Origin of the sequence: Pseudoalteromonas sp. SR41-1 (genome assembly GCF_014164015.1) — a bacterium.
GTDB classification, from domain to species: domain Bacteria; phylum Pseudomonadota; class Gammaproteobacteria; order Enterobacterales; family Alteromonadaceae; genus Pseudoalteromonas; species Pseudoalteromonas distincta.
Map to the genome: position 1 here is coordinate 42169 of NZ_JACJEK010000015.1, position 21225 is coordinate 63393.

18 protein-coding genes are annotated in these 21225 nt (G+C 39.9%); 11 read left to right on the forward strand and 7 right to left on the reverse strand.

Going from position 1 to position 21225, the window contains the following annotated elements; all coding sequences use genetic code 11:
- Positions 1–46 precede the first annotated feature (46 nt).
- From H5118_RS13905 to H5118_RS13920, 4 genes are all read right to left on the reverse strand, one after another.
- A complete protein-coding gene (locus H5118_RS13905; RefSeq protein WP_002962354.1) occupies positions 47–364 on the reverse strand; it encodes a multidrug efflux SMR transporter in 318 nt (105 codons plus the stop codon).
- The gene (locus H5118_RS13910; protein ID WP_024595458.1) at positions 364–1896 is read right to left on the reverse strand and encodes a bifunctional GNAT family N-acetyltransferase/carbon-nitrogen hydrolase family protein; all 1533 of its coding nucleotides are present in this window, start codon (positions 1894–1896) and stop codon (positions 364–366) included. The genes H5118_RS13905 and H5118_RS13910 overlap by 1 nt, the downstream gene beginning before the upstream one ends.
- An 88-nt stretch (positions 1897–1984) precedes the next feature.
- The gene (locus tag H5118_RS13915) at positions 1985–2833 is read right to left on the reverse strand and encodes an MBL fold metallo-hydrolase (RefSeq protein ID WP_182696180.1); all 849 of its coding nucleotides are present in this window, start codon (positions 2831–2833) and stop codon (positions 1985–1987) included.
- 58 nt (positions 2834–2891) lie between these two features.
- Positions 2892–5177 carry a penicillin acylase family protein gene (locus H5118_RS13920; protein WP_182749152.1) on the reverse strand — a complete coding sequence of 762 codons (2286 nt, stop codon included), beginning with the start codon at positions 5175–5177 and terminating at the stop codon, positions 2892–2894.
- Between the two features lie 156 nt (positions 5178–5333).
- Between H5118_RS13920 and ycaO the strand changes: the two genes are divergently transcribed.
- From ycaO to folX, 7 genes are all read left to right on the forward strand, one after another.
- Positions 5334–7094: a 30S ribosomal protein S12 methylthiotransferase accessory factor YcaO gene (gene ycaO / locus H5118_RS13925; RefSeq protein ID WP_024595461.1), complete on the forward strand. Its 1761-nt coding sequence runs from the start codon at positions 5334–5336 to the stop codon at positions 7092–7094.
- A gap of 115 nt (positions 7095–7209) precedes the next feature.
- Positions 7210–10572: an ATP-binding protein gene (locus tag H5118_RS13930; RefSeq protein WP_182749154.1), complete on the forward strand. Its 3363-nt coding sequence runs from the start codon at positions 7210–7212 to the stop codon at positions 10570–10572.
- 43 nt (positions 10573–10615) lie between these two features.
- Positions 10616–11245, forward strand: coding sequence for a YceH family protein (locus H5118_RS13935; RefSeq protein ID WP_182749156.1), 630 nt, complete (start codon positions 10616–10618; stop codon positions 11243–11245).
- Between the two features lie 68 nt (positions 11246–11313).
- Positions 11314–12144, forward strand: a complete 831-nt coding sequence (gene nadE / locus H5118_RS13940; protein ID WP_024589633.1) for an ammonia-dependent NAD(+) synthetase — start codon at positions 11314–11316, stop codon at positions 12142–12144.
- Positions 12145–12367: 223 nt separating this feature from the next.
- Complete coding sequence (gene folM / locus H5118_RS13945) at positions 12368–13087, forward strand: dihydromonapterin reductase (protein ID WP_024595773.1); 720 nt, start codon at positions 12368–12370, stop codon at positions 13085–13087.
- A 22-nt stretch (positions 13088–13109) separates the two neighbouring features.
- A complete protein-coding gene (folE, locus tag H5118_RS13950) occupies positions 13110–13664 on the forward strand; it encodes a GTP cyclohydrolase I FolE (RefSeq protein ID WP_002962341.1) in 555 nt (184 codons plus the stop codon).
- Positions 13665–13668: 4 nt separating this feature from the next.
- A complete protein-coding gene (gene folX / locus H5118_RS13955) occupies positions 13669–14025 on the forward strand; it encodes a dihydroneopterin triphosphate 2'-epimerase (protein ID WP_182749158.1) in 357 nt (118 codons plus the stop codon).
- 16 nt (positions 14026–14041) lie between these two features.
- Here the strand turns inward: folX and H5118_RS13960 are convergent, their stop codons facing one another.
- Together H5118_RS13960 and H5118_RS13965 are read right to left on the reverse strand one after the other, a co-directional pair.
- Positions 14042–14476, reverse strand: coding sequence for a YqaA family protein (locus H5118_RS13960; RefSeq protein ID WP_024595772.1), 435 nt, complete (start codon positions 14474–14476; stop codon positions 14042–14044).
- A gap of 228 nt (positions 14477–14704) precedes the next feature.
- Positions 14705–15070: a DUF4870 domain-containing protein gene (locus H5118_RS13965; protein ID WP_024595771.1), complete on the reverse strand. Its 366-nt coding sequence runs from the start codon at positions 15068–15070 to the stop codon at positions 14705–14707.
- Positions 15071–15255: 185 nt separating this feature from the next.
- Between H5118_RS13965 and H5118_RS13970 the strand changes: the two genes are divergently transcribed.
- The 4 genes from H5118_RS13970 to H5118_RS13985 all read left to right on the forward strand — a co-directional run bounded on the left by H5118_RS13970 (position 15256) and on the right by H5118_RS13985 (position 18988).
- Positions 15256–15957, forward strand: a complete 702-nt coding sequence (locus tag H5118_RS13970) for a spondin domain-containing protein (protein WP_182749160.1) — start codon at positions 15256–15258, stop codon at positions 15955–15957.
- Between the two features lie 10 nt (positions 15958–15967).
- Positions 15968–16702, forward strand: a complete 735-nt coding sequence (locus tag H5118_RS13975; protein WP_024607274.1) for a spondin domain-containing protein — start codon at positions 15968–15970, stop codon at positions 16700–16702.
- Between the two features lie 62 nt (positions 16703–16764).
- Positions 16765–17490, forward strand: a complete 726-nt coding sequence (locus H5118_RS13980; RefSeq protein ID WP_024595587.1) for a response regulator transcription factor — start codon at positions 16765–16767, stop codon at positions 17488–17490.
- A gap of 10 nt (positions 17491–17500) precedes the next feature.
- Positions 17501–18988 carry a cell wall metabolism sensor histidine kinase WalK gene (locus H5118_RS13985; RefSeq protein ID WP_182749162.1) on the forward strand — a complete coding sequence of 496 codons (1488 nt, stop codon included), beginning with the start codon at positions 17501–17503 and terminating at the stop codon, positions 18986–18988.
- A 43-nt stretch (positions 18989–19031) separates the two neighbouring features.
- Here the strand turns inward: H5118_RS13985 and H5118_RS13990 are convergent, their stop codons facing one another.
- On the reverse strand, positions 19032–21206 hold the full coding sequence (locus H5118_RS13990; RefSeq protein WP_182749163.1) for a S9 family peptidase: 2175 nt from the start codon (positions 21204–21206) through the stop codon (positions 19032–19034).
- Positions 21207–21225: the final 19 nt, after the last annotated feature.

Here is a 21225-nt window from a genome sequence, read left to right on the forward strand (position 1 = left end):
TTTTATACCTGCGCTGTTATAATTTTTATAGCTTTAAGAACTGGTTCTAAGAGCTTATTTTAAGTGTTATCACACCACTAATAATCATTAATACTCCCGCAATACGACCAAATGTAGCTGCATCGTTATAAAACAATATTCCCACTAAAAACGTACCGGCGGCCCCAATACCTGTCCATACGGCGTATGAGGTACCCATTGATATTTGCCTTTGTGCAAGCCACAACATAAAACCACTAGCGACTAAAAATACCACCGCTATTGCTATGCCTTGCCAGCGTGTATCAGCGTTTTGCGAAATTTTTAAGCCAATCGGCCAGCCAATTTCAAGTAACCCAGCAATAATTAAGTACACCCACGCCATTAAACGTCTCTCTTTTTAACAATCACTTCGTATAAATCTTCGCGGCGATCTTTTAAATTACGCACTGTGCCTTCGCTGTGAAGTATTTTAAGCTTATCCATATCAAGGTCACTAAATAGCAGCATTTCGGTGTTTGGTGTGGCTTCGTTAAGTGTTGCATCGTGCGGGAACGAAAAGTCCGATGGCGTTAATACCGCCGATTGTGAGTACTGCACATCAAGACTTTCTACCTCTGGTAAATTACCCACCGAACCTGCAATAACCACATAACATTCGTTTTCGATTGCACGCGCTTGTGCACAGTGGCGCACACGTAAATAACTGTTTTTAGTATCAGTCCAAAATGGCACAAACAGAATATCTAACCCTTGTTTGGCCAATATGCGTGAAAGCTCAGGAAACTCTACATCGTAACAAATTTGAATACCTACACGACCGGCATCGGTATCAAACACGGCAATTTTATCGCCGCCTTGAATAACCCAATCGTTTTGCTCATGCGGGGTTATGTGTATTTTACGTTGCTCGTCTATTTTACCGCTACGATGGCATAGGTAACTTACGTTATAAATTTTATCATCTTCGGCAAGTGGCATAGAGCCGGTAATAATATTAGCGTTGTATTCTATTGCCATACGCGACATGGCATTTTTAAACGTTTCGGTATATTCCGCTAAATAGCGAATCGCTTCTGTTTGATTACTTTGATTCCCTAGCCCCATTAGTGGCGCATTAAAAAACTCAGGGAATAGTATAAAGTCACTTTTGTAGTCAGATACGGTATCTACAAAGTATTCAACCTGCTTTAGCATTTCTTCAACCGATTCAACACAACGCATTTGCCATTGCACAGCACCTACACGCACGATTGATTTAGTTGACTCAAGTACCGTGTCGGTTGGCTCATACATAATGTTATTCCACTCAAGTAGAGTGGCGTAACCAACAGACTCTTGATCCTCCGGTAAATACTTTTTAAGTAATCGTTTTACCTGAAAATCGTTAGATAACTGAAAACTTAAAATAGGATCGTATAATTCTTTTTGATCTACTTTTGCAATGTATTCCATTGGCGTCATTTCACTGCTGTGATTGTAATAACGCGGAATACGCCCACCTGCTAAAATAGCGCGTAAGTTATATTGGCGGCACAATTCTTTACGGGCATCATAAAGGCGACGACCTAAACGCATGCCTCTGTGACTTTCGCTAATAGCAACATCTAAGCCGTATAGCGCATCGCCGTCGGTATCGCTAAATACACGGTCGTGACCGTCTGCAATATCTTCGTATGTATGCGGGTTTGAAAAACGCGTGTAATCAACCTGCACGCTTAATGCTAAGCCCACCAGCACGCCGTCATCCACAATACCTATTTGCCCTTCAGGAAATTGGTCTATTAATCTAAAAATGGTATGACTTGGCCACGCACCGCCTAAGTCGGGATACGCTTGATCCATCAAGGTTTTAATTTGCGGATATTGCTCTCTGGTTAAGTTACAAATTTCAAGATGGGTTTTTTCTGCCGACATACACAACTCCTTTGGGCATAAGAAAATAAAAGCCGAATGTACGTTAAAGTACACTCAGCTTTGTATCATGTTTTTTACGTTACGCGTACTACTTTAAGCTACGATAAAAAAGTGTGGTTACTTTCTCTTTTGGTAACCAGCCTGCGTATTCAAGATTCAGCTCAGCCAATGGATCGGCTTTAAGTACTTGCTCTAAGCTTGCATTATTTTGCATTGCTTTTAGCATTACGTCTTTCGCGTTTTGAACTAGCTTACCATACGCTATCAGTCCTGAACGGTCACTTACCTTGCCGTGTCCTGGTATTACTTTAGTGTTGCCGTCAATTTGATTTACTACATCGTTTACTGCCGCTAAAATACCATCAACGCTGCCGCCGCTATCTACATCAACAAACGGTAAGCTGCCAAAATTAAAGTAAATGTCGCCCATGTGCACTATGTTGTCGTTACTAAAAAAGATAACCGAATCGCCATCGGTGTGTGCATGTTCGTAATGCACTACATGGGCGTGTTCGTTATTAAAATGTAGTTTTAAGTCGTGACCAAAACTAATGCGCGGTAAAAAGTCTGACCCTTCCCCGTGCTGCTCTTCTAAACGTTTGTGTACATTGTCGTGGGCTATAACGTGCGCACCCGCTTTAGCAAAGTTCTCGTTGCCACCGGTATGATCGCCATGATGATGAGTATTAATAACAAACTCTGCACTGCCTGGTTTTAAATCGCTAATCGTTTTTTTAATATCATCTGAGAGTTTGGCAAACTGATCATCAATAATATAAATGCCATCATCACCTACACTTGCTGCAATATTACCGCCTTGCCCAAATAGTACGTATACATGCTCACTTAGCTTTTGTGCTGTTACTGGGCCATCATCTGCTTGCGCTGTAGTGCTTAGTAATAAACCTGTTATTAATGCGGGTAGTATTTTTTTCATTTTAGTTCTCTGTTGTTTTATTGGTAATTATATAGAACGTGTTTAGCTATACTTTAGTTCATCGTGTCGGCTTTATTACTATTTGATGTATTAACTCTTGAGGCAACAAAGGTGTATGCTTACCTTCTACGTAATCACTAAACCCCGCTCTGTAAAATTCAGAAAGAGGGTGCCCCGATTGCCCACCGGGAATAGCTAAAATTGCATGCTCTAAATGCCCAGGTTGAGCAATAAAACGCTGCGATGCGCCAAAACTACGCCCTTGTACGGCGGGCATATAACTATCTCCAAAACCCGCTGTTGTGGGCATATTTAATAACTTAGCAAGTAACGGCATTTGCTTTGCAAACGGATGCTCTATCACTAACTCATTTACCTTGCCCCACTGCCAGTTTTGTACGTTATTACCAAATTGTTCTGTAAGCTTAGTAATAGTTTGGTTAAATGCACCGTGTAATTGTGCATCCCAGCTTTTAAATTGCGGGTTTATCCATGTGTCGGGCTTGTTGTTAATAAGCTGCCAAACAGCGGGCTCTAAATCTCGTTTTACGTATTTAAGTGTGCCTTGTTGTTTATTTAATTCATCTTCCATATTGCTAAATAAAATATTAATCACTTCATCGCGGTAGCGCTTAACTAAGGTATACCCTGTGGAGGTTGAACACGCACATTGCTGCCAGTTTTCAAGCGCTGTTATATATTGCTGATTTTTAGTTGTATCGGTTTTTAATTGCTTTAATAGCAAAGCATGCCAAGGCATTAAAAAGCGAGCTTGATTATCAAGTTGTAATGCGTAAAAGTCGCTCTCAGCAAATGTTTGTTTTTCAAATAATCTATCGCGAATTTGACTCGAACGTGCGCCGAGTGCATAACCACCATTACCAAAACGCGCGTCATCCTCAGCCGATACCACGCGAGAATTACCAGTCCATAATCGACCGCTTTGCGGGTTTTTAATAAAAGGGCGTTGTAGTTCATTTTGCTGCCAAAGCGCTGAGTAGTCATCGGCATTTACGCCAAGCTCACTTGGCGTTTTACGAGCAGGTATACCGCCCATGTTTTTCCACGCTGCGCTACCAAGGCTGTCTACCACCATAAGGTTTTGTACCGGAATGCCCACATCGCTTGCTACAGTAAGTGCATCATCTACTGTTTTGGCTTGCTCTAATTTTAATAACTGCATATTAACGGCATAAGGCTGATGGGCAGCCCAGCTCAACGCATAAGGTTTTTCGTTAATATATTTTACAGGTCCGTATTCACTGAGTATTAATGAATAGTTTTCAACCTCCCCATCGGGTAATGCAATAGGTTCATCAACTTGCCATGTTTTACTATCATCGTTTAATGCAATCCAATCGGCTGTATCTAAATAACCGTTAGTAAATCCCCATGCAACATTGTTGTTAGTGCCAACAACAATGGCAGGTGCGCCGGGCAGCGATACACCGGTCACCTGAGTCTGCTCACCACTGTGCATGTAATTTAATTGTGCCCTGTACCAAATTACAGGTACTGCCATCGATAAATGCATATCATCCGACACCATTCCAGCCCCTGTTTTAGTAAGCGCTCCTGTAACAGCCCAGTTATTACTGCCGCGCTCTTGGTTTGATTCAATACTTTTAACTATATGCTTTGTTTGAGTTGGAAAGGTAGGTATGCCGTCACTATAAGGCGCTAATTTGCTGCCATCAAGCGCCGCTTGGTAATTACTCGGTTGCGTTAAAAAATCAACCATTTGCTTTGTGTACGCTTGCTCAATTTGAATAAGTGCTTGGTCGCGCTCAAATGTGGCGCTTTGTAAATCAAGGTACATGCTAAATATCACAAGTAGGCTGTCTTCACTTAGCCATGGCTTTTGTGCTGCACCGGTTAGTAAATATTCAAAGCTTGAATACCCTACTTGCGCTAAGCCTTCGTTTACACCTTGAGCGTAACTTTTAAGTAATTGCTTATCTGCCTCTGGCAGGGTTTGTAAAATAATTTGGCTACGTTTACGTAATTGATGAAAACGCATTTTTTTATCGAGCCCCAACGCTGCTTGGCCAAATAATTCACTTAACTCACCTGCGGCATTACGCCTTAGTAAATCCATTTGAAAAAATCGGTCTTGCCCATGCGCATAACCTAAACCATAGGCAGCGTCGTTTCGGCTATTGGCGTTTATTACTGCTTGCCCTAGTGCATCGCGCGAAATTTTTACAGGCTCTACTACCGCGTTACTGCGTCCGTTTCCATCAAGGGCGGGTAAACTTAAACTAAGTACCCCATAAACAACAGCGGTACTTGCCAGCCCTAATATCACAATTAATAACAACAAGCGTTTGATTACTTTAAACATCACCGTTTCCTTTGCACGTTTTGACCAAGCGTTAAGCACATATAATAACCACAGTTTTATTAAATAATAATGTTCTTGCTCGCAAAGGGTGAAATAAACATCAAAATCCACGATAATGTCAGCTCCACACATCGTGCAGAACTAGTTGAGATCAATATGACTGAAAAAACATTTATCAAAGGTAAAGACCGCGACCTAGAATCGTCAATCTCTACCATGCAAAACAAGCTTAAAGCCCTAAACATTAATGTTGAAGAAGCGCTTTGGCTTAACCCTGTAGCTAACTGTTATTCGGTTCATATAAAAGACAGCGACTGCGGTGTTATGTTTACCAATGGTAAAGGCGCAACCGACAAAGCATCTATTGCTTCAGCACTCGGTGAATACTTTGAACGTTTAAGCTGTAACTACTTTTTTGCAGACTTTTATCTAGGTGAAGAATTTGCTAATGGCGAGTTTACTCATTACCCAAGCGAAAAATGGTTTAAAGTTGAAGGCGATGAAGTGCCAGAGGGCATTATGGATGAAAGCTTATGGGATTACTTTGACCCAGAGCGCGAACTAAACGCATCACACCTTTTTGATTTTAACTCAGGCAATATCGACCGTGGTATTTGTACCCTGCCATACACACGCCAACGCGATAACCAAGACGTATACATTCCGGTAAACGTTATCGGTAATATTTTTGTATCTAACGGTATGAGCGCAGGTAACACCAAGTTTGAAGCTCGCGTACAAGGTTTATCAGAAGTATTTGAACGTGCTATTAAAAACCGTATCATCGCCGAAGGTATTTGTTTACCAATCGTGCCTGAAGACGTTGTTAAGCAATACCCTAAAATTCACGAAGCGTGTGAAGAGCTTCGCAGCCATGGCTTTCATTTACGTATTGCCGATGCGTCACTTGGGGGTAAATACCCTGTAATGAGCGTAACGCTTATTAACCCAACAGATGGTTCTGTATTTGCTTCTTTTGGTGCTCACCCATCATTTGAAGTTGCGCTTGAACGTACCGTGACTGAGTTACTACAAGGTCGTCGTCTTGATCAGCTAGATGTATTCCAACCTGCTACCTTTGATAACGACGAAGTAGCAACACCAGAGAACATTGAACTGCACTTTATTGATTCAAGCGGTTTGATTTCGCATGATTTTTTCCGTGCAAAACCTGATTTTGAATTTGTACACTGGGACTTTAGCGGAACAACTGAAGAAGAATATAACTTCTGTACTGACCTAATTCATAGCATGGATCATGATATCTACATCATGGATTACACGCACCTAAACGTATACGCGTGTCGTATTTTAGTACCTGGCATGTCTGACATTTACCCTGTTGATGAGCTTATTTGGCGTAACAACAACGAAGGCGCAAAATTTCGCGAAACATTCCTATCGCTTGATCAGTACGATGCAGAGCAATGGATGGAAATTTACGACAGCCTAGAAGAAGCAGGCCACAGCGATATTATCCGCGCCGCAGAATTTATTGGCCTTGCAACCGATGCCGACACACCATGGCACACACTGCGTATAGGTGAGCTTAAAGCACACCTATGTTTAGCTGCAGGCAGCGAAGAAGCCATTGATTGGGTTGACTGGATACTTCATACAGGCCAAGTAAACGAAGAGGCAATGCGCCACTTCCGCTGTTTAAAAGCAGTTCTTGAAATTAAATACGATGACGAGCGCGAATACGCAGATTACCAAGATGCACTAGGCTTAATGTTTGGTGCTAATAATGTAGCGCTGGCTATAGAAATTGCCGAAGGTAAAAAGCAGTTTAACGGTTTAACTTTCCCTGGTTTATCGCTTGAAGGCTTTAAAAAGCATGCGGCGCTACTTGATGGTTACCGCAAGCTACATGTAGCAAAGCAAAATCACTGGGCGCGTGAAGTTAGCGACTCGTAACTCGCTAAACTACTAATTATAAAAAATAAACGGCGCATTTGTTAATGCGCCGTTTTCATTTGTGTAATAAATTAGCTATAGTTAATTTGCCTAAATTAACGCCACGATGTAGCAAATGCCACCATCTACTAACAATAAAAAAACGAACGTTCATAACTTTAAGTTGACCTTTTGGTTATCGCTTACGCTAACTGTACTAGTTGGTATCGTACTTGATCGTATTAACTACAATCGTGTTAAAGATGCCCATCGCCTACAAATTCTTTCTGAAGTAAGTACATATCGAGCTCAATTAGAATCTATTTTAGTTTCTAATATCCAACTAGTTCGAGGCTTAGGTGTTGCCGTAGCAGCGCAGCCTGATTTACAGCAAACACAGTTTGAACAAATTGCCCAACCACTATTTAAAACCTCAAATGAGCTTCGCAATATTGGTGGCGCACCCGATATGGTAATTCGTATGACTTACCCCTTAAAAGGTAATGAAAAAGCACTCGGTTTAAACTTTTTAGAAGAAAAAAACCAACGCGCTGATGCTATTAGAGCTCGTGATACAAATACCATTGTAATGGCTGGCCCATTAAAATTAATCCAAGGTGACATAGCACTTATAGCCCGAGTTCCTGTTTACATACCGCCAGATAATCGCTTTTGGGGATTACTTTCAGTTGTTCTCAACATTGACAAAGTCTATGAAAATTCAGGTATTTATGAGCTAGAAAAAGAATACAACGTCGCTTTACAAGGCAGGCATGGACTTGGCAGCAAAGGGGAGTTTTTTTACGGTAATCAAAACATAATAGAGCAAGACCCCCTTGAGTTTACGTTAAGCTTTCAAGGTGGCAATTGGCAACTTTACGTAGCACCTAAAATAGGTTGGAGCCCACCAAATTCAGCTGTATGGCCACTTAGGCTATCAATTATAATTATTTGCGGGTTATTAATTTGGGCCTTTTTATTCTTTTTGAAAATGCTTAATCGCCAGCAACAAAACGAAAAAATGCTTGAGGCAATGAGTGATCTAGCCCAAATAGGCGCATGGTCATTTAACTTAGAAACGAAACAAGTGTATTGGTCTGATATGACCAAAAAACTATTTAAATACCCATTAAATAGCCAACCAGAATGGCCTAAAGATTTAAATTACTTTAAAAAAGGCACTAGCAGAGAAACAATTAAACCTTTAATTGAACGAGCCATAAAATATGGTGAAAGCTACGAAGTTGAATTAGAAGTAATGGATGAAGAAGGTGAATCTGTTTGGGTACTCGTACATGGTGAAGCAGAACGAAAAAATGGACGATGCACACGTATTTTTGGCTCATTACAGAATATTGATACCCGTAAAAAAATTGAATTAGAAAATAATAAAACAGCATTACACAACGAAATTTTAGCTTCCCTTACCGTTAATAAATTAATATTAACTGGGCAGCTGAGCCAATCGAAAGATATTATCACTGAAGCAATCTGCCAAGCATTTGATATTAAACGTGCCAGTATTTGGTTTTTTAATGAAGACAAATCCCAACTAAGCCCTTTTGCCATACATAGCAAACATTCGTCTAGTGATAAAATTGACTCTATTTGGCTAAGAAAAAATCTTCCCGGCTTTTTTAATGCAATAGATCACCAGCCTGTATTTAATGTGCCTGACGCCCAAGAACACCCAATACTCGAGCCAATTAAAGAACAGTATTTAATGACTCTCGAGATTAAATCAATGCTGTGCGTAATAATCCCTGCAGGAAGTGGCGCTATAGGAGTCGTCTGCGCAGAGCAATGCCAATCAAAACGCTACTGGTCTAAAAACGAAGAAAGCTTTTTAATTGCCGTTGCAGCGTTAATAGGCAGCTTGCACTCAAGCCAACAGCGAATTGAAACCGAACAAAAACTAGTTTCTGCCAAAGAAACCGCCGAACAAGCTGTTGAAGCTAAAAGTGAATTTTTAGCGAGTATGAGCCACGAAATTCGCACCCCAATGAACGGTGTTTTAGGGATGCTTAACATAATTAAGCAAACTCAATTGGACCTACAGCAAAAACATCATATTGAACTTGCTCAATCATCAGCTCAATCTTTGCTTAATATAATTAATGACATATTAGACTTTTCTAAAATTGAAGCCGGTAAGCTCGATATTGAAAACGTGCAATTTAATTTACCTCGGTTATTAGGCGAAGTGGTGGAGTCCTTTGCTTTAAAGGTAGAACAAAACAATACAAAACTTATTCTAGATGCTACTCAAATAACTGTTAGCGAGATAATTAGTGACCCTAACCGCTTGCGCCAAATTTTAAATAACTTAATTGGCAACGCGGTTAAATTTACTATTGATGGCGAAGTAGTCATTACTGCCAGAATAGATGAAACAACGGATGGCTCGTTCCTTCAATGTTCGATTATTGATACTGGTATTGGTATTGACCCTAAAAAACAAGCGTCGTTATTTGACTCATTCACACAAGCCGATGCTTCAACAACACGCCAATTTGGGGGCACAGGGCTTGGTCTTGCCATAGTAAAACAATTGTGCGAACTGATGAACGGTGAAGTGAGTGTAAACAGTATGCAAGGTGAAGGAAGTACATTTTCTTTCACAGTACAAATACAACCGCGCTTAAGTAAAGAACAAGATTTACCGAGTCATTTAATTAAAAACAAACATATTTTAATTATTGATGAGTGCTCGTTAAATGCTAACACCGCTAATAAGCAGCTCACTGTTTGGGGTGCAAAAGTTAATTGTATACATAACTATCTTGAGGTTGATGATTACTTAAGTAATGTAACCACCCACCCTGGTGCTATTTTAGTTGATTACTACTTTTTTGAAAAAGCCCCACAAACGCATATCACCGCGCTCAAAAACTTTATAAATATGCATAGTTGCAAGTTAGTTATTATGGCGCCAATGAGTTATTCGTCTGAGGAGTCTAAAGTAGGTATGGAAGTCGACTGTATGATTTTCAAACCTCTCACACCGTCTGATTTGTTTGACTCACTCACAAACGATAAATACATTGAACAACAGCAGCAACAAGCACAGCTTCAAAACAAGCTAACTAAATCGCCAGTACTCGATTCATCAGAACCACAACTATTGCTTGTTGAAGACAATAAAATAAACCAAGTGGTTGCCTCTGCGCTATTAAAGCAGGCGGGTGTTACTTTTGATATTGCCGAAAATGGACTTGAGGCAATTGTAAAGCTCAATGCAAAACAAGGTAAACCATATAAGCTAGTTTTAATGGATTGCCAAATGCCCGAAATGGATGGCTACCAAGCCACTAAAGCCATTAGAGAAGGTGATGCAGGTAAAGATAATGAAAATATTACTATTATTGCGCTAACAGCCAATGCCATGCAGGGCGATAAAGAAAAATGTCTAGCCGCAGGCATGAACGACTATTTAAGTAAGCCTCTCGATTTAGCAGCATTACAACCAAAGCTTCAACAATGGCTTGGCATTCAATAAAGGTGTAAGCTAATAAAATACGCTTACTAATTTGAGATTATTTATGCAGTTATCAACAAATCAACAACGTATTCTTGGTTGCCTATTAGAAAAACAAAGCACGACGCCAGAGCATTATCCGCTATCGTTAAACGCTCTCGTGAACGCATGTAACCAAAAGTCTAATCGCGATCCTGTGTTAAGTCTTACAAATGAAGACGTGCAAAACGCACTTGATGAACTAATAGAAATGCGTTTGGTTACAATAGATGAAGGTCTTTCGGGTCGCGTAAATAAATACGATCACCGCTTTTGCAACACTGAATTTAGTAATCTGCAATTTTCTGCTCAGCAGCGTGCCATTGTTTGTTTATTACTTTTGCGTGGTGCTCAAACCCCTGGTGAATTAAGAACCCGCAGTGCTAGGCTTGCTGATTTTAATAACGTAAATGAAGTAGAGGCAGCGCTCAATAAACTGATTGAAAGCGAGTACGTCACAAAGCTAGAGCGTGAAGCTGGAAAACGTGACAGCCGATATATTCATTTATTTGGCGAACAACAAAATAATTCCGCCGATGCCTTTGTTGCTCTACCAAGCGAAGTAATTAAAGACAAAGAATTAAGCGATTTACTTGAAGAAGTAGAAAAATTAAAAGCAGAGCTTCGCCAAATAAAAGCTCATTTAAAACTTTAATTAACTAAAACTAAATCACATAATAAGTTTATTGCGTATCACATATTAAATTTTATAAGGAGCTGGCAATGCGCGCCGAAATTATGGCTGAAATGAAGGTTCAGCCAACGATTGATGTAAATGCTGAGATAACTCGCCGAGTTAATTTTATTAAAACACGTTTGGTAGCAGCTCATTCACGCTCGTTAGTACTGGGTATTAGCGGTGGTGTTGACTCATCAACCTGCGGCCGCTTATGTCAACTTGCTGTAAACGAGCTAAATAAAGAACACGATACTGACAAGTATCAGTTTATTGCAGTGCGCCTACCTTATGGTGTACAAGCTGACGAAGATGAAGCACAAATGGCGGTTGATTTTATTCAGCCAAGTAAACGTATGACCGTAAACGTACAACCTGCGGCTGATGCATTGCATGAGCAAGCGATAGCTGCCGTAGTTGGCTGTGGTGAAGCACTGCCTGAGCAAGCTCAAATAGATTTTATTAAAGGTAATGTTAAAGCGCGTCAACGTATGGTTGCTCAGTACGAAATTGCAGGTTTTTGCCAAGGCTTAGTAGTGGGTACCGATCATAGTGCTGAAAACATTACTGGTTTTTATACTAAATTTGGTGACGGCGCGTGCGATTTAGCCCCTCTGTTTGGTTTATCAAAACGCCAAGTTCGTGCACTTGCTACTGCACTAGGTGCGCCAGCTTTATTGGTAGATAAAGCACCTACAGCTGATTTAGAAAGTGACCGCCCAGGTTTAACAGACGAAGAAGCACTTGGTTTGAGCTATGAGCAAATTGATGACTTTTTAGAAGGTAAACCTGTGTCTAATGATGTTGAACAAAAGCTTGTAAGCATTTACACGCGTACACAACATAAGCGTCAACCAATTCCGACAATTTACGATTAAGGTTTAGTAGCTAAAATAAAGCAATTAATGCCTTTGAGGATTAATTGCTTTTTTGATCGACAGATTAAGAAGCTGCGTATATTTTAATAAATTAACGCTTTGAATTTTATAATACCAATTGCATTAAATTAGTGAGCTATTATAGCCCTATGAAATAGCGATAGAACGATGATATTTTTAATTATATTGGTATAACTACCCGCCAAAGAGAACACTGCCTTATATGACATCGCCCATTTTAATTACCGGCGCAGGCCAACGTATTGGTTTAGCACTCGCTCAGCATTATATAGCCCAAGGGCAGAGTATTATTATCACGTATCGTACTCGTCACGCCGCTGTTGATAAATTAGAGCAACAAGGCGCTGTATGTATTTATGCCGATTTTAGTACCGATGAAGGTATTAGTACATTTATAAATACGCTTAAAGAGCATACAACATCGCTGCGCGCTATTGTTCATAACGCATCAAGCTGGGACTGCGAAGCTAACAACCCTGACTTTGCAGCACTGTTTGATAATATGATGCGAGTACATGCCAAAACACCGTATTTAATTAATTTAATGTGCGCAGAGCTGCTTTTAAACTATCAGCAAAATGAAAAAGTACCTGCCGATATAATACATCTTACTGATTATGTAGTTGAAACAGGCAGCCCTAAACACTTAGCTTATGCAGCAAGTAAAGCAGCACTCGACAACCTAACCAAATCGTTTAGCGCTAAATATGCGCCAAATATAAAAGTGAACTCGGTTGCTCCATCGCTCATTATTTTTAATGAACATGACGATGAACAATATCGAGCTAAGACCCTTAAAAAATCATTAATGGGCATTGAACCCGGATGCCAAGAAATTATCAATAGCATTGATTTACTATTACAAAGCCACTACATCACAGGGCGCTCTTTGCCTATTGATGGCGGTCGTCATTTAAAGTAAATATAAATAAACTGAGATATTTATGCACAATGAATTAAAAGAAAGTTATGAAAAAATCATCACCGCTGTAGGCGAAGATGCTAACCGCGAAGGCTTACTTGATACGCCAAAACGTGCTGCAAAAGCAATGGAATATTTAACGCAAGGGTATCGTCAAACGCTTGATGAAATAACTAATAAAGCAGTATTTACATCTGACGCTGACGACATGGTATTAGTACAAGACATAGAGCTCTACTCTATGTGTGAGCATCATTTACTGCCTTTTATTGGCCGTTGCCATATTGCTTATATACCAAACGGTAAAGTATTAGGCTTGTCTAAATTTGCCCGTATTGTTGATATGTTTTCACGCCGTTTTCAAATTCAAGAACAGTTAACGCATCAAATCGCTAAAGCAGTTGAAGAAGTTACTGGCGCTAAGGGCGTAGGCGTTATTGTTGAGGCAAAACACATGTGTATGATGATGCGTGGTGTAGAAAAGCAAAATTCAAGCATGCGTACATCAGTAATGTTAGGTAACTTTAGAAGCGATCCTAAAACACGTAACGAATTTTTGCAGCTTATAAAAGGTTAACCCTATGGCTAATGCAATCATTAACGTTACTAATTTACGCCTGCGTACGTTTATTGGCTTTAACCCCGATGAGCGTGAAAAAAAGCAAGATGTAGTGATCAATCTAGAGATTCACTACCCTGCTGATGATGCGTGTAAAACGGATGAAGTTGACCAAGCACTTAATTATAAAGTGATCACCAAAGAAGTTATTAGCTTAGTAGAGCAAGGGCACTTTTTATTGCTCGAAAAATTAGTGGCTGAAATTCTTGCCGTTTGTCACGCGCACCCAAGCGTTCATTACGCTAAAGCACGTGTTGATAAACCACATGCACTGCGTTTTGCCGACTCAGTGTCGTTAACGCTTGATTGGTCTAAATAAGCACTTAAAAACTTATTTAAAAAAGCTTTTCGAATCCTACGGCAAGGGCGATAACCGCTAAATAGCGAGCGCCTTTGCCTAGTGTTACTAACAATAAAAAGGTACTAAGTCGTACTTTAAATATGCCTCCAATCACCGTTAATGGGTCCCCCACAACCGGTAACCAAGCAAATAACAAACTATACACTCCATATTTATTAAATTGCTTTTGTGCGCTATCAAGCCCTTTTTGCGATACAGGAAACCATTTTTTATCTTTAAAACGCAGTACCTGCGTGCCTAACCAGTAATTAACACAGCTCCCTAACACATTTCCAAGTGTTGCTACGCACCACATAAGCCATAAATTAACTTTATCTTGAGTAATCATTCCCACCATTATCACCTCAGAAGAGCTAGGCAGTAATGTCGCAGATATAAATGCGCTAATAAATAACGTGAGATAAAGCATAATGCCCTTATGGCTAAACGTAAAAACCCAGCCTATAGCTGGGTTTATAATACCAATTTTATTAAAAACATGATCATTCTAGCGTATTAAATAACTCACTAACTACGTTAAAAATTATTTATATAGAACAACTATGTATCATAATTTTAGCCTTGTTATTGATCTATTTTCTTATCGCTATAATAGGTCACTAATTTAATGCAATTGGTATAAAAATAAACTGTGTGTTTATTTTATCAAATTTAAACTAAACGGGTAATTAAACTCTTTACCTTCATTAGCTTTAATACTTGCCATTACAACCATTACAAACCCAAAAATTGCCACTATAGGTAGTAATATTAAGCCGACTGCTACAAACATCAGTACAAAACAAACTACATATGCAATTGCCATCGTTATTTGAAAGTTAAGCGCCTTTTTACCGTGCACGTCAACAATTGGCATTTCATCTCTTTTAATTAACCACACAATTAATGGCCCAATTATTGAGCCAAACGGCACAACAAACCCAGCAAGCGCACTTAAATGGCATAACATAGCCCACGTACGGTCATCTTTATTAACTGGTTCAACCTGCTGATTTTCTTCCATAACACTCTCCTTTTTGTTTTATGTATGTTGCCTCTTAACTAAACAAATGTCTACAAATCAACCAACGTATTTATGTTTAAAAATCACAGCGTGAAATCTTGTGATAAAAAAGTGATAAGTTTGTGAGAGTTTCTGGAGACGATTATTCAATACTCAACTCGAATCATCACTTACAGGAAATAATAATGAAAACTTCTACATTAACAATCGCAATTCTTTTAGCGGCAGCTAGCCAATCGACTATGGCCGCAGAATTAGACCTAAAAGTAACTAACCTAACCAAAGGTATTCACTTTACTCCACTGTTAATTACAGCACACAACAGCGAAGACACACTGTTTGAAGTAGCAACGCAAGCATCTACAGCACTACAAACAATGGCTGAAGGCGGCAATATTGAAGAGTTAGTTGCACAAGCAACTGCTGCGGGTAGTGATATGGCTGCAAACCCAGCTGAAGGTTTACTTGCACCAGCCGCATCTACAACGGCAACACTGAGCACGACTGACGGTAATGAGTACCTATCTTTAACTGCAATGATGCTACCAACTAATGATGGCTTTGTAGGCTTAAACAGCTGGAAAATCCCAACAGAAGCGGGTACTTACACAATTAATTTAAATGCTTACGATGCAGGCACAGAACAAAACAATGAGCTTGTAGTTGAAGGCTCTGGCGCACCAGGTACTCCGGGTATTCCTGCTGCTCCAGGTGGCGACACTGGCACTGGCGGTACAGGTGTATTAAGTGGTGATACAAATACTAACATTCATATTCACCCGGGTAGCTTAGGTGATGACGATTTAGAAGCGGGTAATAGCGATTTAAGTAATACAGTACACAGATGGTTAAACCCAGTAGCACAATTAACCATTACAGTTAAGTAGGAGCATGATTATGTCATCTGCTAACAACCTTAAAAAAAGTCTACTAGTGCTTGCACTTGCAACCACACTTGCAGCGTGTAGCGATAATGATAACGACCCAGTTGTTGAAGAGCCGGTCGTTGTTGAGCCAATTGTTGTAGAACCTGTGATCAGTGAGTTTACTATTACTTTTAGTAACTTAACTGCAGGACAGCCTTTGTCACCACTCTCTGTCATTGCTTTTGAAGATGAAGCACCTTGGACCTTCGGTACAACAGCTTCTGTTGGCTTAGAAATGCTTGCAGAAAGCGGTGCAAATGAAGAATACCTCAGCTACGAAAGTGCACTTGCTGCAGTTTCAGCTGAAGGTGCTATTGGCCCTGGTGAAACCACCACAGTAATCATTACTGTTGAAGAGCAAGAAACGCTTAATTTGTCATTTGCTGCCATGCTTGGGAATACAAATGATGCTTTTACCGGTCTTAGTTCTTTAGATGTATCAACATTAGAAGTTGGCGGTTCGTTATCACGCACAACGACTGCTTATGATGCGGGTACGGAAGCAAATACAGAAACAGCTGAAACTGTGCCAGGTCCTGCCGCTAGCGGTGAAGGGTTTAACGAAATACGTGACGATACAGCCGATATAATAACGATGCATCCAGGCATTGTTTCAAATCAAGATGGATTATCTACATCAGCACTTGGTGTTGAACATAAGTTTGATAACCCAGTATCGAAAATAGTAATTACGCGCACGCAGTAACGTTCCAGCTTGTAATGGGGAAGTAAGGGAGCACGGATGCCCCCCTTTTTACGAGGTTATACATGCGTCACGAAAAAATATTAGTAGTAGAAGATGACAGAGAAATAGGTAAGTTAATTACCACGCAGCTAACGTCGCTTAACTTACATGTTGATCATGTTGTAAGCGCAGAACTAGCCTTAAAAAAAATAGCTAAGCATCCCTACGGACTTATTTTACTCGATATAAACTTACCCCAAATGGATGGTTTGAGCTTATGCCGAAAAATAAAAGAGCATTACCCTACTACCTCCGTTATTTTACTCACCGCGCTGAGTAGCGATATGGACAGAGTTATTGGCCTTGAAATGGGCGCCGATGATTATATTTGTAAACCCTTTTTTGCACGCGAATTACAAGCCAGAGTCAAAACCCAATTACGCCACAGATCACAACTACTCGCAGGCCAAAACAACGACAACTCCCCCGTTGATAGCGAACAAACACTAAATGTAGGCTCACTCAATATAGAATTTAGTTCGCACCAAGTGTATTTAGGCAAGCAAGCCCTTAACCTTACCGCCACCGAATTTGATTTACTCGTTTACTTTGCACGCCATCCTAATCATGTTTTTAGCCGTCAGCAGTTACTCGATAAAGTATGGGGTTACCAACACAGTGGTTACGAGCACACGGTTAATTCACATATAAACCGCTTACGTGCCAAGCTAGAAGAACACCAACAAGCGCCTATCATCGAAACAGTTTGGGGGGTTGGTTACAAACTAAACCCTAGCCAACTCAATTAAGACACCTATTATGAAATTATCTTTGTATCAAAAATTAGCTATATCGCTAGTTGTCATTTTTTGTTTTATTTGCGCCCTAGTTTACGGCTGGAGCAAGCAATTAGAACTCACCTCAAAACATCATGCTGAGCAAAATTTACATTTGGCGCTTGCCGAGCATTTAGTACAAGATAACCCATTAATAAAAGAAGGTGTTTACGACTATAAAGCGCTTGAAAACCTCTTTCATACCTTGATGTTATTAGGCCCTGCGTTTGAATTTTATTTTGTAGACGAAACCGGAAAAATTCTTACTTACTCAGCAAAGCCGGGTAAAGTTAAACGCACGCATATTAGTTTAACGCCTTTAAAAAGGCTGATTAACGACCCAAGCGCTGCACCTATCTATGGTGATAATCCTCGTAATAAAGAGAAACAAAAAATATTTTCAGCCGCGCCAGTATTTAATCAAGATAAGCTACAAGGCTATTTATATGTAATTATTGGTGGTGAGGCTTACGATACCTCACTAAGCACTGTAAAAAATAATGATAAGTTATGGCTAGCTGCTTTATGGCTTGGCTCTGCACTCGCATTTTTATTTATTGCGATGCTAATTTTACTACGTTTTTTTACAAACCCAATTCAGCGCTTAGCACGCGATGTTAGTAATATTGAAGCCGCTAACTACAGCCTTACCGACACCAAGCTAAGTAACTATTCAACGCAAAAAAGTAACGAAGTACATAGTTTAGGGCGAAGTATTCAAGCCATGCTAACGCGTATTAATGAGCAGTTTAAAGCGCTTGAACAAGGCGATAAACAACGCAAAGAGTTGCTAACTCACTTATCGCACGACCTACGTACACCACTTGCTTCACTGCAGGGGTTTTTAGAAGTATTAAATCAGTCGGGTGAACAACTAAGTAAAAAAGAGCAGCAAGAATACTTGCAGGTATCGCTTAATAATTGTGGGCAATTAAAGCTACTCATAGAGCAAATATTTGAGCTTGCTCACTTAGAAAATGGCGAAATAAGTATAAATAAAGAAACCTTTAATTTAGGTGAACTCATTTACGATTGCATGGCAAAATTTAGTTTAGCCGTTGACAAAAAAGGCATTAGTTTGTCGGTAGAACCTGCGATTTGTGATTTTCCTGTGGTTGCCGATATAGCTAAATTAGAGCGCGTGTTAAGTAACTTAATTGATAATGCAATTAGGCATACCCCTAGCGGCGGCAGCATTGCAGTACATGTAAAACGCAGTTACGATAATCAACTATTTGTGCATGTATCAGACACGGGCGTAGGCATAAAAGAAGATGAGCTGAATGCTATTTTTGACCCTCACTACCAAGCAAGTAATTCTAATAAAGAAGGGCGCCAGCAAGGTGGTTTAGGATTGGCTATTTGCAAAGGGTTATTAAAACTAATGGATAGCGAAATTTACGTACAAAGTGAAATTGGTAAAGGCACTATGTTTAGCTTTAATTTGCCACAAAAAAAGGTGCTTTTTTAAAAAGCACCTTATTGAGTTAAATCTATTTAAATATAAATATTCACTACTTTTTAATACCCGCTAAATCAAGCATAAATGCATAGTTTAGCGCGGTATCTTCTAAGCGTTTAAAGCGACCCGATGCACCACCGTGCCCTGCTTCCATATCTATTTTAAACAATAACTTATTGTCATCAGTTTTATAGTCACGCAGCTTAGCAACCCATTTTGCAGGCTCAAAGTATTGAACTTGTGAATCGTGCAAGCCAGTCGTCACTAGCATATTAGGATATGCTTGCTTAGATACTTGGTCGTATGGCGAATAAGACAGCATGTAATCGTAGTACGCTTTTTCGTTCGGATTACCCCACTCGCCGTATTCATTTGTTGTAAGCGGAATACTCGCATCAAGCATCGTGGTTACTACATCTACAAACGGTACCGCTGCAACCATGCCTTTATAAAGTTCAGGCGCTTGGTTTGCTACTGCGCCCATTAATAAGCCACCAGCACTGCCACCTAACGCAAATATTTCATCTTTTGCGCCATACTTTCGAGAAACCAATGTTTTAGTTACATCAACAAAGTCATTAAACGTATTCTTTTTAGTGAGTAGCTTGCCGTCTTCGTACCAAGGACGACCTAGCATTTGCGAGCCACGTACATGGGCAATTGCAAATACAAAGCCACGGTCAAGTAAACTCAAGCGCGTGCTTGAAAAAGTAGGATCCATGGTTGCGCCATAAGAGCCGTAACCATATTGCAGTAGCGGGTTAGTACCATCTTTTTTAAACGCATCTTTACGGTAAACTAAGCTTACCGGTACTTTTATGCCATCACGTGCTGTTACAAAAATACGCTCTGAGGCGTAATTATCAGCATCAAAATCACCTAATACAGCTTGCTGTTTAAGTAGTTTTTTATCGCCAGTCGCTAAATCTACATCGTACGATGAACCAGGTGTAGTCATGCTTGTGTAGTAAACTCGTAACGTGCTGCTATCTATATCGTTATTACCATAAGTACCAATTGTATAAGCGCTATCGTTAAAGCTCAGTGGTAACTCTTTACCTGTTTTTAAATCACGCGCAATCAACTTTGATTGGCCCATTTCACGCTCTTGGTAAACTAAGTAGTCATTAAATAAATCAATGCCTTCGAGTTTAATATCATCGCGCGCAGGGATCACACTTTGCCAATTAGCCTTGTCTCCTGCTTTATCAATATCAACTTTCATTAGCTGAAAATTTACAGCATCTAAGTTAGTTACAATGTAGTAAGTATTTCCTAGCTTCGAAATTTCATATTCAAGCCCTGCTTCGCGCTCAATTAAGCGTTTAGGCATTGCCTTAGCATCATCAGCACTTAGTACCGATACGCCTGATGCAGCTGTGCTGCTGTGCCAAATATAAATTTCTGACTCATCTTTGCTTTTACTCATACCCATGTAGTAACTGGTATCAGTTTCTTCGTAAATTAGCTCATCATCAGCTTGCGGTGTACCTAATGTATGACGATAAACCTGATAACCTAATAAAGTTTGTAAATCTTTTTTAATGTAATAAACCGTTTTATTATCGTTTGCCCAAACTATACCGCCGTTGGTGCCCTCAAGTGTATCTTCGAGTAATTTACCGGTTGTTAAATCTTTTATTTTTATACTATAAATACGACGGCTAACAGTATCTTCGCCATAAGCCATTAAATTGCCATTCGGGCTTACATTTAAGCCACTTACTGCATAATAATCATGGCCTTTCGCAAGCTCATTTACATCTAAAATAACTTGCTGACCCGTACCTGCAAAATCGCTGCTGCGTAAGTAAGTAGTGTACTCGTTATCGCCACGTGTTTGCGTTGAGTAAAAATAATCACCGCTTTTAACTGGGACTGAATCATCGTCTTTTTGGATACGCCCTTTTAGCTCTTCAAACAATTCACTTTGCAGCGTTTTGGTATGTGCAAGCATTGCATCTGTGTATGTATTTTCAGCTTCTAAATAGTTAATCACCTCTGGCGCTTTACGTTCGTCATCACGTAACCAATAGTAATTATCTACACGTGTGTCACCATGAATAGTCATCTCATGAGGCACTTTTTTAGCAACTGGGGCAATAGCTTGGGCTACTTGAACCGTTTTAACTTGTGTATTATTTTTTTTGGTTTCTTCAGGGGCTTGATTACAGCCACTTAAAATAGCTAGCGATAATGCAGCAAGTGCGAATGGAGTACGTTTCATCAGTCAAAGTCCTTGTTGG

Excerpts from the sequence above, each read along its gene's own strand:
- H5118_RS13905 (WP_002962354.1), bottom strand. The coding sequence starts at position 364 with ATGGCGTGGGTGTACTTAATTATTGCTGGGTTACTTGAAATTGGCTGG.
- H5118_RS13910 (WP_024595458.1), bottom strand. The coding sequence starts at position 1,896 with ATGTCGGCAGAAAAAACCCATCTTGAAATTTGTAACTTAACCAGAGAG.
- H5118_RS13915 (WP_182696180.1), bottom strand. The coding sequence starts at position 2,833 with ATGAAAAAAATACTACCCGCATTAATAACAGGTTTATTACTAAGCACT.
- H5118_RS13920 (WP_182749152.1), bottom strand. The coding sequence starts at position 5,177 with ATGTTTAAAGTAATCAAACGCTTGTTGTTATTAATTGTGATATTAGGG.
- ycaO (WP_024595461.1), top strand. The coding sequence starts at position 5,334 with ATGACTGAAAAAACATTTATCAAAGGTAAAGACCGCGACCTAGAATCG.
- H5118_RS13930 (WP_182749154.1), top strand. The coding sequence starts at position 7,210 with ATGCCACCATCTACTAACAATAAAAAAACGAACGTTCATAACTTTAAG.
- H5118_RS13935 (WP_182749156.1), top strand. The coding sequence starts at position 10,616 with ATGCAGTTATCAACAAATCAACAACGTATTCTTGGTTGCCTATTAGAA.
- nadE (WP_024589633.1), top strand. The coding sequence starts at position 11,314 with ATGCGCGCCGAAATTATGGCTGAAATGAAGGTTCAGCCAACGATTGAT.
- folM (WP_024595773.1), top strand. The coding sequence starts at position 12,368 with ATGACATCGCCCATTTTAATTACCGGCGCAGGCCAACGTATTGGTTTA.
- folE (WP_002962341.1), top strand. The coding sequence starts at position 13,110 with ATGCACAATGAATTAAAAGAAAGTTATGAAAAAATCATCACCGCTGTA.
- folX (WP_182749158.1), top strand. The coding sequence starts at position 13,669 with ATGGCTAATGCAATCATTAACGTTACTAATTTACGCCTGCGTACGTTT.
- H5118_RS13960 (WP_024595772.1), bottom strand. The coding sequence starts at position 14,476 with ATGCTTTATCTCACGTTATTTATTAGCGCATTTATATCTGCGACATTA.
- H5118_RS13965 (WP_024595771.1), bottom strand. The coding sequence starts at position 15,070 with ATGGAAGAAAATCAGCAGGTTGAACCAGTTAATAAAGATGACCGTACG.
- H5118_RS13970 (WP_182749160.1), top strand. The coding sequence starts at position 15,256 with ATGAAAACTTCTACATTAACAATCGCAATTCTTTTAGCGGCAGCTAGC.
- H5118_RS13975 (WP_024607274.1), top strand. The coding sequence starts at position 15,968 with ATGTCATCTGCTAACAACCTTAAAAAAAGTCTACTAGTGCTTGCACTT.
- H5118_RS13980 (WP_024595587.1), top strand. The coding sequence starts at position 16,765 with ATGCGTCACGAAAAAATATTAGTAGTAGAAGATGACAGAGAAATAGGT.
- H5118_RS13985 (WP_182749162.1), top strand. The coding sequence starts at position 17,501 with ATGAAATTATCTTTGTATCAAAAATTAGCTATATCGCTAGTTGTCATT.
- H5118_RS13990 (WP_182749163.1), bottom strand. The coding sequence starts at position 21,206 with ATGAAACGTACTCCATTCGCACTTGCTGCATTATCGCTAGCTATTTTA.